Raw genomic sequence first — 14,311 nt, 5'->3', positions numbered from 1 at the left:
GGGCGCGCGAGACAATGCGCGCCACACAAAAGGGAAACGCTGCGATGGCCGGAAAGCTGAAAATCCGCGTCGACCAGGACAAATGTCAGGGCCACGCGCGCTGCAAATCACTGGCACCCGAACTGTTCGACCTCGACGAATTCGGCAACGCACACGAAGTCGGCGACGGTTCCGTGCCCGAGGCTCTTGAAGACAAGGCCTGGCTCGCCCAGAGCAACTGCCCCGAGATCGCGATCGAGGTGACCGAGGAATAGTCGGTCGCGCGATACTTAATCCACCAGGATGTGAACGAACCAAACAGAGGATTTGCTCCGATGTCCGATTCCGCCAGCATCATGCCCGAACATCCCCCGGTCACCGACTGGGTCAACGATTTCGACCACACCGATCCGACCTGGACGGAAAACCCGTTTCCGATCTGGGAAAAATTGCGCGCGGCCTCGCCCGTCGTTCACACCGAACGCTTCCTCGGCTGCTATATGCCGACCACCTACCAGGCGGTAAAGGAAATCTCCTACGATACCGACCATTTTTCGTCCCGGCGCGTCATCGTGCGCGACGTGCGGCCGGAGATCACGGCCAGGGCGCCGCCGATCACCTCCGATCCGCCCGAGCACAAGCCTGCCAAGCAGTTGCTATTGCCGCCGTTCACGCCGGACGCGATGAAGAAGCTCGAGCCGCGGGTGCGCGCCATCTGCAACGAACTGATCGACGAGTTCATTGCCGACGGCAAATGCGACGCCGCCGCGCGATACACCAAGCATATCCCGGTCCGCGCCATCGCGCACATGCTCGGAATCCCCGAGAAGGACGGCGATCTCTTCATCAAATGGATCCACGGCATCCTCGAACTCGGCATCAAGGATGACAACGCGCTGATGGAGGCGGTGAGGGAGATGACCGGCTATTTCGCCGGCCACATCGAGCAGCGCAAAACGAATCCGACCGACGACCTGATCTCGACGCTGATGAATGCGAGGGACAAGGACGGAAATCCGCTGGCGGATGAGCATGTGCTGGGTTCGCTGCGGCTGCTTCTGATCGCCGGCATCGACACCACCTGGAGCGCGATCGGCTCCTCGCTCTGGCATCTGGCGAAGACGCCGGCGGACCGCGAGCGCCTTGTCGCGGAGCCCGAACTGATGCCGCTCGCCGTCGAAGAACTCCTGCGCGCCTATTCGCCGGTGACGATGGCGCGCGAGGTGATGAAGGAGACGACGATCAGCGGCTGCCCGGTCAAGGCCGGCAACATGGTACTGCTGTCGTTCCCGGCCGCCAACCGCGATCCGGCGATGTTCCCCGATGCCGACAAGGTGGTGATCGACCGCAAGGAAAATCGCCACGCCGCGTTCGGTCTCGGCATTCACCGGTGCGTCGGCTCCAACCTGGCGCGCATGGAAATGACCGTTGCGATCGAGGAGTGGCTGAAGCGGATTCCGGATTTCAGGCTCGATCCCGCCGGCAAGGTCACCTGGTCGGAAGGCACCGTGCGCGGCCCGCGCCAGTTGCCCATGCTGTTCGGCAAGGCGAGCTGAGGGCTCGAGGAGTACAGCGGGGAGGGCCGATCGTCTCGGCCCTCCTCTTGCGTTCAATCGCTACTTGACCTCGATCTTCGCGTCGCTGGCGACCTTCTTCCAGGCTTCGATGTCGCGCGCGTTGATGTCACGCTGCTGATCTCCGGCGATGAAGTCCGCCGAGATGCCGAGCGCCAACAGCTTCTCGGTGATGTCGGGCTCGGCCAGCGCCGCCTTCAGCGCGGCTGAAATTTTTTGCGCAACGGAAGCGGGAACGCCTGCGGGCGCATACATCACCCAGGACAGGCTCCGTTCGAAATCGACGCCTTGCTCCTTGTAGCTCGCTACGTCAGGCAGGCTAGGGGATCGTCCCCCGCATACCGCAAGCGCCTTCAGCTTTCCGTCCTTCACTAGCGGCGTCCCGGTCGCCATGTCGACCAGTCCCACCAAGATATGCCCGCCCATCAGGTCGTTGGCGAGTTTCGCCGCGCTGCTGAACGGGACGTGCTGCAGGCGCACGCCCGCCTTCTGGGAGAGGATTTCGCCGCAGAAATGTCCGGTCGAGCCGACGCCCCAGCTTCCATACTGGATCGGCTCACCCTTCGATAGCTCGGTCAGCCCGCGCAGATCGTTGGCGGCAAAATCCTTCGTTGCGATGAGAAGAATGGACGACGTTCCAATACGTCCGATGGTCGTAAAGTCCTTGATCGGGTCATAGGGCAGGTTCGGATAGACCGCCGGCGCGAGCACATGGGTGGTCATGCCGCCGATCGTGATGGTGTAGCCATCGGGCGGGGAGGTTGCCGCCTGCTGCGCGCCGATGGTGCCCGCGGCGCCGGTACGGTTTTCGACGTAGATGGTTTGGCCGAGACGGTTGCCCATCCGGTCGGCAAGCAGCCGGCCGAGCACGTCGCCGCCGCCACCGGCCCCGAACGGCAACAGCATCTTGATCTTCTTGGAGGGGTAGTCGGTCGCGTCCTCGGCGCGGGCCGAACATGCCACCGACGCGAGCGTAAGCAGCGAAAGCATTATCGCGCGTAACTTCATTTACTCACTCCCAGGGTTTCCCGTTTTTTTGTTTTGGTCGTTCGTCGCCGGCGTTCTTCGCCGGTCGTGGAGATCGGTGACGCAGTCGCGCGATCAGGGTGCGCGCGGCTTGGCGCCGGAGTGTCGAAGGATGAAACGAGTCGGCAGGTAGACCGGCCGGATCTTGCGGGCCTCGTCGCCGCCGCGAATCCGGTCGAGCAGGATGTTGGCGGCGACCCGGCCCATCTGGTCCAGATCCCATGTCAACGCCGAGATGCCCGGCGTTGCATGGCGGGCGAGATCAGTGTCGCCGATGCACACCAGCGACATGTCGTCGGGGTAGCGGAGGCCGTTGCTGGCAAGCGCGTCCATCACGCCGGCCAGCATGTGCGTTCCGAGCGTAATGATCGCGGTCGGACGGTCGGCGCCCTGCAGCAATTGGCAGACGTCGCTGAACGCAATGCTGGAGCCCTGCGTCTGCGGCCGGATCAGGTCGGGATCGACCGCGAGCTTCGCCTCAGTATGGGCCTGCCGATAGCCGGCAAGGCGCTCCGAACTCGGCAGCAACGCGGCGCGGCCGGTGAGCAGCGCGATGCGGCGATGGCCGAGCCCGATGAGATACCGCGTGATTTCGAGGCCACCGCCGCGATGATCCGCACGCACTGAGGGGACGCCGGGCACATCGCGATCGATCGCGACGCAGGGCAGGTCCAGGTTTGCGAGCGCGCCGGTGAAGTCGGTATGGGCGTTGTCGCCGGCGAACAGCAGCAACCCGTCCATCCGCCGCCGGCGCACCGCTGATACGAACGCCGTCTCGCGGTCTTGCTCGTGCCGGGTTGCGGCGAGCATCAGCACGTAACCGGCGCGCTGGAATTCTTCCTCCGCGCCATTGATCATCTCGCTGTAGAGCGGGTTGGAGAGGTCGGCGACCATGCAGCCGATCGTCTTGCTCTCGCGCGAACGCAAGGCCTGCGCGGCCGAATGCGGCTCGAAGCGCAGGCGGTTCACCGCCCGCATGATGCGGGCGTGCAATTCCGGGCTGATATGCGGCTCGCCGTTCATGACGCGGCTGACGCTGCTGACCGATACGCCGGCCTGGGCTGCGACATCGCGAATTGTGGCGCGTGCAGGCTGGCGCAACGACATTGCAGGGCTCCCTTGAGCATCGCCGCTCGGGCGTAGCTGGGCCAAATTCTAGCGCAACTTGGAAACGATATACAAGATAAAGCCCGATAAAAATCAGCCTTGAACAAAAGTATGAGACAAAGTATGGAAACGTTTCCAAAGAATGCCGGGAGCAGGGGCGGGCACGCCGCCGTTCCCGAAACAACAAACCGGCCGAATGGCCGCAGGCGGGAAACGGGACCGAGACATGACGCGGCGTGTCGAAGGAAAAGTCGCTTTGGTGACCGGCGCCGCCAACGGCATCGGACGCAGCGCAGCCCTGGTGCTGGCGCGCGAGGGCGCCAGGATCGTCGCAACCGATCTGCAGGACGAGAAAGGCGAGGGCCTGCTGCGCGAACTGCGCGCCGTCGGATGCGAGTGCGAGTACTACCACCACGACGTGACGCGCGAGGAGGACTGGCAGTCGATCGTGGCCCAGACCCGGGCGCGGTTCGGCAGGCTCGACGTTCTCGTCAACAATGCCGGGATTGGCCTCTCGGGTCCGGTGGTCGACATGGCGTTCGCCGACTGGAAGCGGCAGGTCGCTGTCAATCTCGACGGCGTCTTCCTCGGCGTGAAGCACTCGCTCCCGCTGATGCGGGCAGGCGGGGGCGGAAGCATTATCAACGTTTCCTCGATTGCGGGGATCAAGGCGTCGCCGAACGTCTCGGGCTATTGCGCGACCAAGGGCGGCGTGCGGCTGTTCACGAAATCGGTCGCGCTGGAATGCGCAGCCGCCAGGGACGGCGTGCGTGTCAACTCGCTGCATCCCGGCATCACCGAAACCGCGATCTGGGACACGCTGATCGGCACCGTCGAGGATGGCTCGAATGCCGGGCCGGCGCGTGGGCCAACGCTGGATAAACTCACCGAACGCGCCGTCCCGCTTGGATACAAGGCCGCGCCTGAAGATATCGCCAACGGCATCCTGTGGCTCGCCAGCGACGAAAGCCGCTACGTCACCGGTACCGAACTCGTCATCGACGGCGGCCGGTCGATCGGCTGACGGAAGACTTCAAGGAAGAAAAGAGAAGAGTGGAGGAGTAAGCGATGTCCAAGATTACGTTCTGGCCGGCTCTTCTGGCCGGCGTCGTTGTCGCGGCACTGGCGATAGAGCCTGTGTGTGCGCAAAAGAAGTACGATCCCGGCGCGTCCGATAGCGAAATCAAGATCGGCCAGACCATGCCCTACAGCGGTCCGGCCTCTTCCTACGGCACCATTGGTCTGGCGATGGCCGCGTACTTCGAAAAGGTCAACGCCGAGGGGGGCGTCAACGGCCGCAAGATTACCCTGCTGTCGCGCGACGACGGATTCCAGTCGAGCAAGACCGTCGAAATGACCCGCATGCTGGTCGAGCAGGATGAGGTGCTGTTCGTGGCTGCCTCGCTCGGCACCGCGCCCAATATCGCCGTGCAGAAATATCTGAACGGCAAGAAGGTGCCGCAGCTGTTCGTCGCTACCGGCGCGACCCGCTGGAGCGATCCAGCCAATTTTCCGTGGACCATGGGATGGCAGCCCAGTTATCAGATCGAGGGGGCGATTCTCGCCCGCTACACGATGCGCGCCCATCCGGCCGCCAAGATCGGCATCCTGTATCAGAACGACGATTCCGGAAAAGACTACCTCAAGGGATTCAAGGCCGGACTCGGCGACGCGGCCAAGCAGATCGTGGCCGAAATCTCCTACGAACTCTCTGACCCGACTGTCGACTCGCAGGTCGTCGCGCTGAAAACTGCCGGTGTCGACACCTTCTTCCTGCATGCCAATCCACGCTTCTCGGCGCAGGCGATCCGCCGTGCCTATGAGCTGAACTGGCGTCCGGCGATGATCATGGCGAGCGTGGGTGCGTCGGTCGGCGCCGCGCTGGCGCCCGCAGGACTGGAGAAGTCGGTCGGCGCGGTCACGGCCGCGTACATGAAGGATGCCACGGACAGCGCCTGGGAGAACGACAAGGGCATGGTCGAGTGGACCGCTTTCATGAAGCAGTGGTATCCGCGCGGCAGTCTGAATGACGGCAGCAATCTCTATGGCTATTCGCTGGCGCAGACGATCGTCGCCGTGCTGAAGCAGTGCGGGGACAATCTGACGCGCGAGAACGTCATGAAGCAGGCGGCGGCGCTCAAGAACGTCGAATTGCCGCTGCTGCTGCCGGGTGTCCGTCTCAACACCAGCTCCGAGGATTTCTCACCCATCAAGGACATGCGGCTGGCCCGCTTTGATGGAAAATCGTGGGTGCTGCTGGAGGAAAAGCCCTGATGAGCCTTCCAGAACACGTCGCCCTCGACGGCGAGTATGACGCCGTCGTCGTCGGAGCGGGGTTCGGCGGCCTCTATGCGCTGCACAGGCTTCGCGAACTGGGCCTGTCGGTCATCGGATTCGAGGCCGCTCCCGAGGTCGGAGGGACCTGGCACTGGAACCGTTACCCCGGCGTCCGCTGCGACGTTCCCAGTCTCTATTACTCGTATACGTGGTCTTCCGATCTGCGGCGCGAGTGGCGCTGGTCGGAGAAATACGCCACGCAGCGCGAGATCCTGGACTACGCCCGATACGTTGCCGAGCGTTTTGAATTATGCGACCTGATCCGGTTCGAGACCCGCGTCACTGCGGCCGCATTCAATGAGGCCGAAGCGGTCTGGCAGGTGACGACGGATCGCGGTGACCGCATCCGTGCCCGCTTCTGCGTGATGGCGAGCGGCTGCCTGTCGGTGCCAAATAATCCCAAGGTGGGGGGCCTCGAGAGCTTCCGCGGCCCGATCTATCACACCGCCCGTTGGCCGGAAGAGCCGGTCGACTTCTCTGGCCTCCGCGTCGGGGTGATTGGCACGGGGTCATCGGGCGTGCAGGCCATTCCCCTGATTGCGGAGGCGGCGGCGAAGGCCGTGGTGTTCCAGCGCACACCGAATTTCTCGGTGCCTGCGCGCAACCGGCCGCTTCATGACGCGGATTACGAGCAATTCGAGGCGGCCTATCCGGCCTACCTCGAAAGCCTCGAGAGCCCGAATTTCGGACGTGTGAATGCCGCAGCATTTGAAGCGCCGATTCCCTCGCGCGAGGAGCAGTGGCGGCGCTATGAGGAGCTTTGGCAGGAAGGCGGCGGCGGCTTTCTGCTGTCGTTTCCAAACCTGCTGACCCATGAAGCCGTCAATGACGTGGCTTGCGATTTCGTGCGCGAGAAGATCAGCCAGATCGTGAAGGATCCCAAAACCGCGGCGGCATTGAGCCCCACCGGCTACCCGTTGGGGGTCAAGCGCATCTGTGTCGATACCAACTACTATGAGACCTTCAACCGCGAAAACGTCGAACTGGTGAACCTCAAGGAAGAGCCGCTCGATCGGATCACGACCGATGGCGTGACGACATCGGCGCGCCAGTTCGAACTGGACGCGCTCGTCTTCGCGACCGGCTTTGACGCCATCACGGGCGCCCTGTTCGCCATGGACATCCGCGGAAGAAATGATCTCGCCCTGCGCGACGCGTGGAAAGACGGGCCGCGCGCCTATCTCGGCCTCACGGTAGCGGACTTTCCCAACCTGTTCATCATCACCGGCCCCGGAAGCCCGTCGGTGATCGGCAACATGATCAACGCATGCGAACAGCACGTCGACTGGTTGGCGGACTGCATCGATTACATGCGCAAGCGCGGCTCGCGAATCCTGGAGGCGGAGCCTGCGGCCGAACGCGCCTGGATGACGCACGTCGCCGAGATGGCCGAGCGTACGCTCTTTCCGAAGGCCAATTCCTGGTACCTTGGCGCCAACATCGCGGGCAAACCTCGCGTCTTCATGCCCTATGTCGGCGAAGGCTACAGGTTCAAATGCGCTGAGATCGCGGCGCGCGGCTACGAAGGTTTTCGTCTGGTTTAAGCAACAACGGGACGAAGCAGCGCTCGGGTTCAAGATGCGCGCCGTGACTGTCGACAAATACACAGGAGGTCGTGATGAGCCGTATCTTTGGTGCAGTCTGCCAGAACGGGTATGTCGTGCGGGATATCCGCGCCGCCATGGATCACTGGGTCAAAGTGATGGGCGTCGGGCCCTGGTATTACATCGACAAGGTCAAGACCGATTACTTCCGCCACCGCGGCCAGAACTCCGCCATGGAGATGAGCGTGGCGCTCGCCAATTCCGGCGATCTCCAGATCGAGCTGATCCAGCAGCGCAATGAAGCGCCCTCGATGTACAAGGAGTTCCTCGACTCCGGTCGCGAAGGACTGCAGCACATGTCGTACTGGACCAAGGACTATCAGGCCCTCTACGACCGCGCGCTGTCGCTTGGCTACAAAGTGGGACATGAAGGCCAGATCGGCGGCGAAAAGGGCCGCTTTGCCTATTTCGATACGCAAGCCCATCCCGGCACCGTGGTGGAGATTTCAGACATCAGCGGCAGCAAGGGGAGTTTCTTCGCGCACATCCGCAAGGTCGCCGCCGGTTGGGACGGCTCCGATCCCATCCGCGAAGTCGGCGGACGCTGAGTGATGCGCGTATCGCGCGGCAGCAGTAAGTTCGAACCCGTGCGCGGAAGCGCGCAGCGGTAGAAAGAAACAAAAAACGTAAGGAACAAGCGGATGGCAAGACTTCCCCTGATCGACCCGGCAGCAACCAGCGGTGACGTGCGCACGTCCTTTGACAGGATGCCGGTCGTGCTGAACATCTTCCGGATGATGGCGCATGCCGAGGCCAATTTCATTCCGGCGATGCGGTTCGCCAATTCGATCCTGCATCGCCAGAAGCTCAGCCACGTCAATCGCGAATTGCTGATTCTTCAGGTCGCACAGTGGGAGCATGGCGTCTATGAGTGGCGGCAGCATGTTCCGATCGCGCTCGGCGTCGGCGTCACGCAAAAGCAGATCGACTGCATCGAACAAGGCAAATACGAGGACGCCGCGTTCAATGCTGCCGAACAGGCGCTGCTGGCGTTCGGCCGGGAAGTCATCGAGAACGTGCGGGTCGCCGAGCCGGTGTTCGCGGCGATGCGTAAGCATTTCAGCGAGCAGGAAATCGTCGAGTCGATCCTGGCGATCGGCTTTTACATGACGATGGCGCGCCTGACGGAGGCAACCGAGGTTGACCTCGACCCCGCCGCTGGTATGACCGTCTTCGAGAGCAGCAAGAAGCGGTCGGGCTGACACCCACATTGACCACGCGGCCGGTTGCAGCGATCCTCGACCGGTTCAACGCAATATGGTGTGGAGCGAAGGCATGACGGGTGAGCCGGGGGCGGGCGGTCCGCGACCATTAGGCGAAATCGCGAGCTACCACGCCCATATCTATTACGATCCGGCCACGACGCGGGCCGAGGCCGAGCAGTTGCGCGCCTGGATCGGCGAGCGGTTCTCGGTCACGCTCGGACGGTGGCACGACGTCAAGGTCGGCCCGCACGACCAAGCCATGTACCAGGTGGCCTTTGCCCGGGAGATATTCCCCGAACTGGTACCCTGGCTGATGCTCAATCATGGCAATCTAAGCGTTCTGGTCCATCCGAATACGACCAATCCGCGCCGGGACCATCTCGCCGATCCGATCTGGATCGGGCCGGCGCTCGCCGTGCATGCCGACAAGCTGCCGGAGCACGCGGAGATGGAAGAGGCGCCCGCGCCGAATACCAATCCGGTTCTGCGGCCCTGAGTGTGGCCTCGCCGGAAAAGTCTCGGCCCGGTCTACCATTACATGGCTTGAATCCGTGGCTTCGGCCGGTCATGATGGCGCCGAGCAACTGTCTCGATTATGCCTTACTTTGGTTTGCATTATGGTGGGACTTATTCGGTGAATCCATTAGGAATCAGACGTGATTCCGAAGCGCCGAGCCGGGGACGGATGGATAGAAGGACGACCAGCAAAGCCGGGCCTGCTTCGAGCCGCGGTACCCGTTTGCTCCGCGAAGCGGCATTCGGCACAGCGGCGCTCGCCATGGTGCTGGGGCTGGCCGCGTGGGTGACCGATTTCGACCCTGCCGCCTGGGTCAACCCCGCATCCGCGAATGTCGGCAGCACATCCTCGTTCGACGAGCGCTTCGGTTCGGGCTCGGTGCGCCGTTCGCTGGCCGTCAACTACCCCTGGCGTCCCGCCGCCCGCTCGGAGCGCCCGGATTTCGATGCGGCGTTCGGGCACATCGAAAGCTCGCTGGGAGCGCAGCCGCGCGATGCCGCGAATGTTCAACCCGAGCAACCGGCGCCGTCTGCCGAAGTTGCGATACCGCTGCCGCGCTCCCGCCCGGTCCTGGCCAATCTTCAGTCCGTGAGAAACGATCCGGCGCCGGTTTCGTCGGATAACCGCTCCATGTTCGAGAAGCTCGCCGATCTGGTGCCGATGCGCTTCTCACTGGCCTCGCTGACGCCGGGGGATGGGCTGCTCAGCGAGCGCAAGGATCTGACGGCGCTGGGCTATGACGGCCAGACCGCCGTTTACGATATTTCGGCGCGCACGGTGTACCTGCCGAACGGTACCAAGCTTGAGGCACATTCGGGACTGGGCAGCCTGATGGACAATCCGGCGTTTGTCGACAAGCGCATGGTCGGTGCAACGCCGCCGAACGTCTACGATTTGAAACCGCGCGAGAAGCCGTTTCATGGCGTCGAGGCGCTGCGCATGACGCCGGTGGGTGAAAACGAAATGCATGGGCGAACGGGATTGCTCGTGCATAGCTACCTGCTCGGCCCCAACGGCGATTCCAACGGCTGTGTCTCGATCAAGGATTACGATCGCTTCCTCGCAGCGTATAAAAACGGCGAGGTCAAGCGGCTCGTCGTCGTGCCGAACCTCCGTGAAGGCCTCACTGCGGCGCGGCGTTCACCGTCGCCGTCATGAGCGCAGTCGCCGGCGATGCCGCCGCTTCCGACACGCCACTGCGAGCGGTTTTCAAGATCAACCTGAACGGCAAGACGGTGTCGATCGACACCGTTGGCCAGGCTTATCGCTTCATCACCAATCTCAGTTCGATCGAATGGATCGAATTCCGCGCGTTGCACGCCGATGCCGTCAGTGCACTGCGGGGCGCCGCTGATAATGCGATGCTGACCGTGCAGGCGACCAACGCCCTGCGTGCGCTGTTCGTTCGCGCAAAACTACTGTGAGTTAGCATGCCCGGAAGTGCCGCCGAGATTGAAGACGACCGCCTGATCCGGGAATTGTTGCAGAACTGGGCGGTCTGGCGCGATGCCGGCGACTGGGAGCGTTTCCGTACGGTCTGGCATTCCGATGGTCGCATGATGGCGACCTGGACGCAGGGCACCGGCGACGAGTTCATCGAGATCAGCAAGAAGGCCTGGGCCAAGGGTATCAGCATCCTGCATTTCCTCGGCGGCATCTCGGTCGATCTCGCCGGAAACCGCGCCATCTCGCAGACCAAGATGACGATCTCGCAGCGCGCCGAGGTCGAAGGCGTGCTGTGTGACGTGCTCTGCACCGGGCGGTTCTACGATTTCCTCGAAAAGCGCGAGGGGCGCTGGGGCATCGTGCTGCGCCAGCCGATCTATGAAAAGGACCGCATGGATCCCGTCACGCCGGGCACCGCGCCGGTGCTGGACAAAGCTCTTCTCGAGCAATTCCCACCAGGCTACCGGCACCTCGCTTATTTGCAGACCCGCATCGGTTACACGGTGAAGCGCGACATGCCCGGCCTGATGGGCCCTGAAGTCGAGGCTTTGTACGCGCGCGGCGCGGCGTGGCTTCAGGGCAAGCCGATCTAGGAGATTCTTGCGCGCAGCGCTATCGCCTTGCGCCTTTGACTTAGATCAAGGATCCTGCCTGCCCGGGTGTCAGGATGAATGACCTCCCTAGGCAGGGGAATAGCATGATCACCCAAACTGAGTTGAGCTTGCGGGCGGCACTTTGCCGGCAGCTCGCGCAGCGCGAACCGACCAGCAGGGTGTATTGGCTGGCCGAGGCTGAAAAATGGTCGCGTCTTTGCCATAAGCCGATCCATCTGGAACGGACCGGCGACAAGGATCCGCTCGAGCAGTTTCTGGCCCGGATGGATAAGCGGTCCCGACCCTAGCTGATCTCCTTGCGAACGACAGCGGCCGCGTCGCACATCGCCTTCAGTTTTCCGAAAGCGACATGGCGCGGCATATATTTCATGCCGCAATCCGGGGCGACGACCAGCCGGTCCGCCGCGACGTGCTTGAGGCCGTTGCGTATGCGGTCGGCCACCACATCGGCGGATTCGATCTCGGGATTGCCAAGGTCGAGCACGCCGAGCATGATCTTCTTCGACGAGAGATCCTTGAGCACGCCGAGATCGAGCCTCGGCTGCGCCGCCTCGATCGAGATCTGCTCGGCGCTTGTGTCGGCGAGTTCGGCGAGGAAGGAATAGCCGGCGGGCTTGGTCGAGCCGGGCACGACGGCGGCGTAGCCAAAACACAGATGCACTACGGTCGGTACCGTAATGCCTTCGAGCGCGCGGTTGATCGCCTTCACCGCATAGCGGCGGGCGAGGTCGGGATTGTTGCGAACCCAGGGTTCGTCGAGCTGGATCACGTCGGCGCCGGCCTTTTGCAGGTCGAGCGCTTCGGCGTTGACGGCGGCGGCGAACGCCATCGCCAGTTCCTCGTCGTCCTTGTAGAATTCGTCTCTCGCCTGCTGGCTCATCGTGAACGGGCCGGGCAGGGTGATTTTTGCTGCGCGATCAGTGTTCTGGCGCAGGAATTTCATGTCGTGCAGCTCGACCGGGCCGCGGCGTTTCACCGGGCCTGTGACGCGCGGCACCGGCGTCTGGTGTCCGCTGCGTGAGGTGATCATCGCCGGATTTTCGTCATCGATGCCTTCGAGCGCGGTGGCAAAACGGTTGGAGTAGCTCTCGCGGCGGATTTCGCCGTCGGTCACGATGTCGATGCCGGCGCGCTCCATGTCCCTGATCGCTACGATGGTAGCATCGTCCTGGGCCTCCTCCAGATGCTCGGCCGGCAGCCGCCACATCGCATGCAGGCGCGTGCGCGGCACCACCTTCGACAGCATCGCGCGATCGACCAGCCATTCCGGCTGGGGGTAGCTGCCGACGACGGTGGTCGGCAGCAGGTGCTTTGGCAGGTTCATGATCGTCTCCTTGCTCTTGTTATTATTACTCAATCCTCAGGCCGCACGGGTCGCCGCGGCCGCAGCCTCATCCTTGACCGGGTTGCGCAGTACGCCGATGCCGGAGACTTCGACCTCCACAACGTCGCCATCCTTCATCCAGAGCGGCGGCGTGCGGTAGGCGCCGACACCACCGGTGGTGCCGGTCACGATGACGTCGCCGGGGACGAGTTCGGTGAAGGTCGAGCAATAGGCGATCAGGGCAGCGACGTCGAACACGAGATCCGAGATCGGCGCTGCCTGCACCTCGACGCCGTTGAGGCGGGTCGCGATGGTCTGCTTGCTGATGTCGGGGATTTCGTCCGTCGTGACCATCCACGGCCCGAACGCGCCGGTGCCGACGAAGTTCTTCCCCGGCGCGAACTGCGAGGTGTGGCGCTGCCAGTCGCGGATGCTGCCGTCATTGTAGCAGGCATAGCCCGCGACATGCGCCAGCGCGGCCTCGCGCGAAATGCGCCGGCCGGTCTTGCCGATGATGACGGCCATCTCGCCCTCATAGTCGAAGCGCTCCGACTCCAGCGGTCGGATCATCGGCTGGCCGCCGCCCACCTGGCTGTTGGCAAAGCGGGTGAAGATCATCGGGTGCGGCGGGGTGGGGTGGCCGCTTTCGGCGAGATGCGTAGCGTAATTGACGCCGATGCAGAAGATCTTGTCCGGATCGGGAACGGTCGGCAGCAGCTCGATTTCGGCGAACGCGTAGTCCGGTCGTTCGCTTTGCAGCGCGCGCAAGGCATCGAGCGATCCGTTCGCGAGCAACGCCTTCAGGGTCGGGTAATCCTTCAGCCGCTTGCCGGCGTCGATGATGCCGGCATTTGTTACCAGGCCGTAGGTTGCCGTCGGACCTGCCTTGAAACTCGCGATCTTCATTATTCGGTACCTTCTTCGATAGAGGACACATAGGGTTCGATGGATTGTACGATTTCGCCCGAACGGATCGGAACGCAATCGGACGGAAAGTCCTGATGGAAACGCGCGCCGGCCTTCCCGGCGCGGTCGATAAAGCGATCGAGATGGTCCATCGCGCCGCTGGGCAGGTCGTGCAGAACCATCAGGCTCCACGGCTGCGACCGGCACTGCTGCAGGGCCCGGTCGGCCCAGCCGTCGGGGTCGTCCCAGTCGCGCGGGATCGCGTTCCAGAGCACGCAGCTATGCTTGTTGCGCGTGAGATATTCGACCACGGAAGGCTTCAACAGTCGCTCGTCGAGATTACCGCCGCCGCCGAATGGCCGGAACCAGCGATTGGCGTGCGTGAGGTCTCCGATCGCTTCCTGCGTTCGCCCGATCTCATGCTGTGCCGCATCGGGATCGTGTTGCTGCCCGAGTGGCACCGAGTGCGTAAAAGTGTGATTGCCGATCCAGTGGCCTTCGTCATGGGCCCGCGCCGCAAGCCGGCGGCGTTCGGGAGCGCCAAGCTTCTCGCCGATCACGAAGAAGGTCGCCTTGATGCCGCGCTCGCGCAAGATATCGAGCACGCGCGGCGTCACGTCGGGCTCAGGACCATTGTCGAATGTCAGCGTCAGGTCGAACACGCCGCTGCTC

At 63.2% G+C, this 14,311-nt stretch carries 17 protein-coding genes; 12 read left to right on the top strand and 5 right to left on the bottom strand.

The window, feature by feature from the left end; all coding sequences use genetic code 11:
• The first annotated feature begins 44 nt into the window (after positions 1–44).
• Both KIP88_RS09200 and KIP88_RS09195 read left to right on the top strand, forming a co-directional pair.
• Positions 45–254: a ferredoxin gene (locus KIP88_RS09200; protein ID WP_214487584.1), complete on the top strand. Its 210-nt coding sequence runs from the start codon at positions 45–47 to the stop codon at positions 252–254.
• Positions 255–314: 60 nt separating this feature from the next.
• Positions 315–1,535: a cytochrome P450 gene (locus KIP88_RS09195; protein ID WP_214487583.1), complete on the top strand. Its 1,221-nt coding sequence runs from the start codon at positions 315–317 to the stop codon at positions 1,533–1,535.
• Between the two features lie 60 nt (positions 1,536–1,595).
• On the opposite strand, the gene KIP88_RS09190 is transcribed toward KIP88_RS09195, so the two are convergent.
• Positions 1,596–2,561, bottom strand: a complete 966-nt coding sequence (locus KIP88_RS09190) for a tripartite tricarboxylate transporter substrate binding protein (protein WP_214487582.1) — start codon at positions 2,559–2,561, stop codon at positions 1,596–1,598.
• A gap of 93 nt (positions 2,562–2,654) precedes the next feature.
• Positions 2,655–3,686 (bottom strand): LacI family DNA-binding transcriptional regulator, encoded by a 1,032-nt coding sequence (locus KIP88_RS09185; protein ID WP_214487581.1) that lies wholly within the window; start codon positions 3,684–3,686, stop codon positions 2,655–2,657.
• Between the two features lie 226 nt (positions 3,687–3,912).
• Between KIP88_RS09185 and KIP88_RS09180 the strand changes: the two genes are divergently transcribed.
• The 10 genes from KIP88_RS09180 (at position 3,913) to KIP88_RS09135 (ending at position 11,696) form a co-directional block, all read left to right on the top strand.
• Positions 3,913–4,710 (top strand): SDR family NAD(P)-dependent oxidoreductase, encoded by a 798-nt coding sequence (locus KIP88_RS09180; protein WP_214487580.1) that lies wholly within the window; start codon positions 3,913–3,915, stop codon positions 4,708–4,710.
• 44 nt (positions 4,711–4,754) lie between these two features.
• Positions 4,755–5,960, top strand: a complete 1,206-nt coding sequence (locus KIP88_RS09175; protein WP_214487579.1) for an ABC transporter substrate-binding protein — start codon at positions 4,755–4,757, stop codon at positions 5,958–5,960.
• Positions 5,960–7,567 (top strand): NAD(P)/FAD-dependent oxidoreductase, encoded by a 1,608-nt coding sequence (locus tag KIP88_RS09170; protein WP_214487578.1) that lies wholly within the window; start codon positions 5,960–5,962, stop codon positions 7,565–7,567. Before KIP88_RS09175 ends, KIP88_RS09170 begins: the two co-directional genes overlap by 1 nt.
• 74 nt (positions 7,568–7,641) lie before the next feature.
• On the top strand, positions 7,642–8,175 hold the full coding sequence (locus KIP88_RS09165) for a VOC family protein (RefSeq protein WP_214487577.1): 534 nt from the start codon (positions 7,642–7,644) through the stop codon (positions 8,173–8,175).
• Positions 8,176–8,268: 93 nt separating this feature from the next.
• Entirely contained in the window at positions 8,269–8,829 is a 561-nt protein-coding gene (locus KIP88_RS09160; RefSeq protein WP_214487576.1) for a carboxymuconolactone decarboxylase family protein, read from the top strand.
• Between the two features lie 73 nt (positions 8,830–8,902).
• Positions 8,903–9,328 (top strand): DOPA 4,5-dioxygenase family protein, encoded by a 426-nt coding sequence (locus KIP88_RS09155; protein ID WP_214487575.1) that lies wholly within the window; start codon positions 8,903–8,905, stop codon positions 9,326–9,328.
• Positions 9,329–9,517: 189 nt separating this feature from the next.
• Entirely contained in the window at positions 9,518–10,507 is a 990-nt protein-coding gene (locus tag KIP88_RS09150) for a DUF2778 domain-containing protein (protein WP_214487574.1), read from the top strand.
• Complete coding sequence (locus KIP88_RS09145; protein WP_214487573.1) at positions 10,504–10,773, top strand: hypothetical protein; 270 nt, start codon at positions 10,504–10,506, stop codon at positions 10,771–10,773. The genes KIP88_RS09150 and KIP88_RS09145 overlap by 4 nt, the downstream gene beginning before the upstream one ends.
• A gap of 6 nt (positions 10,774–10,779) precedes the next feature.
• Positions 10,780–11,388: a nuclear transport factor 2 family protein gene (locus KIP88_RS09140; RefSeq protein ID WP_214487572.1), complete on the top strand. Its 609-nt coding sequence runs from the start codon at positions 10,780–10,782 to the stop codon at positions 11,386–11,388.
• A 104-nt stretch (positions 11,389–11,492) separates the two neighbouring features.
• On the top strand, positions 11,493–11,696 hold the full coding sequence (locus tag KIP88_RS09135) for a hypothetical protein (RefSeq protein WP_214487571.1): 204 nt from the start codon (positions 11,493–11,495) through the stop codon (positions 11,694–11,696).
• Here KIP88_RS09135 and KIP88_RS09130 read toward each other — a convergent pair.
• The 3 genes from KIP88_RS09130 to KIP88_RS09120 are packed head-to-tail and all read right to left on the bottom strand — an operon-like array spanning position 11,693 to position 14,301.
• Positions 11,693–12,733: a uroporphyrinogen decarboxylase family protein gene (locus tag KIP88_RS09130; protein WP_214487570.1), complete on the bottom strand. Its 1,041-nt coding sequence runs from the start codon at positions 12,731–12,733 to the stop codon at positions 11,693–11,695. The two genes, KIP88_RS09135 and KIP88_RS09130, sit on opposite strands and share 4 nt — an antisense overlap.
• Positions 12,734–12,769: 36 nt before the next feature.
• Entirely contained in the window at positions 12,770–13,639 is an 870-nt protein-coding gene (locus tag KIP88_RS09125) for a fumarylacetoacetate hydrolase family protein (protein WP_214487569.1), read from the bottom strand.
• Positions 13,639–14,301: a polysaccharide deacetylase family protein gene (locus KIP88_RS09120; RefSeq protein WP_214487568.1), complete on the bottom strand. Its 663-nt coding sequence runs from the start codon at positions 14,299–14,301 to the stop codon at positions 13,639–13,641. Before KIP88_RS09120 ends, KIP88_RS09125 begins: the two co-directional genes overlap by 1 nt.
• Positions 14,302–14,311 lie beyond the last annotated feature (10 nt).

Source organism: Bradyrhizobium sp. SRL28, assembly GCF_018596315.1.
Classification (GTDB): Bacteria; Pseudomonadota; Alphaproteobacteria; order Rhizobiales; family Xanthobacteraceae; genus Bradyrhizobium.
The sequence above is the reverse complement of the archived record's forward strand: the minus strand, read 5'-3'. Positions and strand labels throughout refer to the sequence as shown.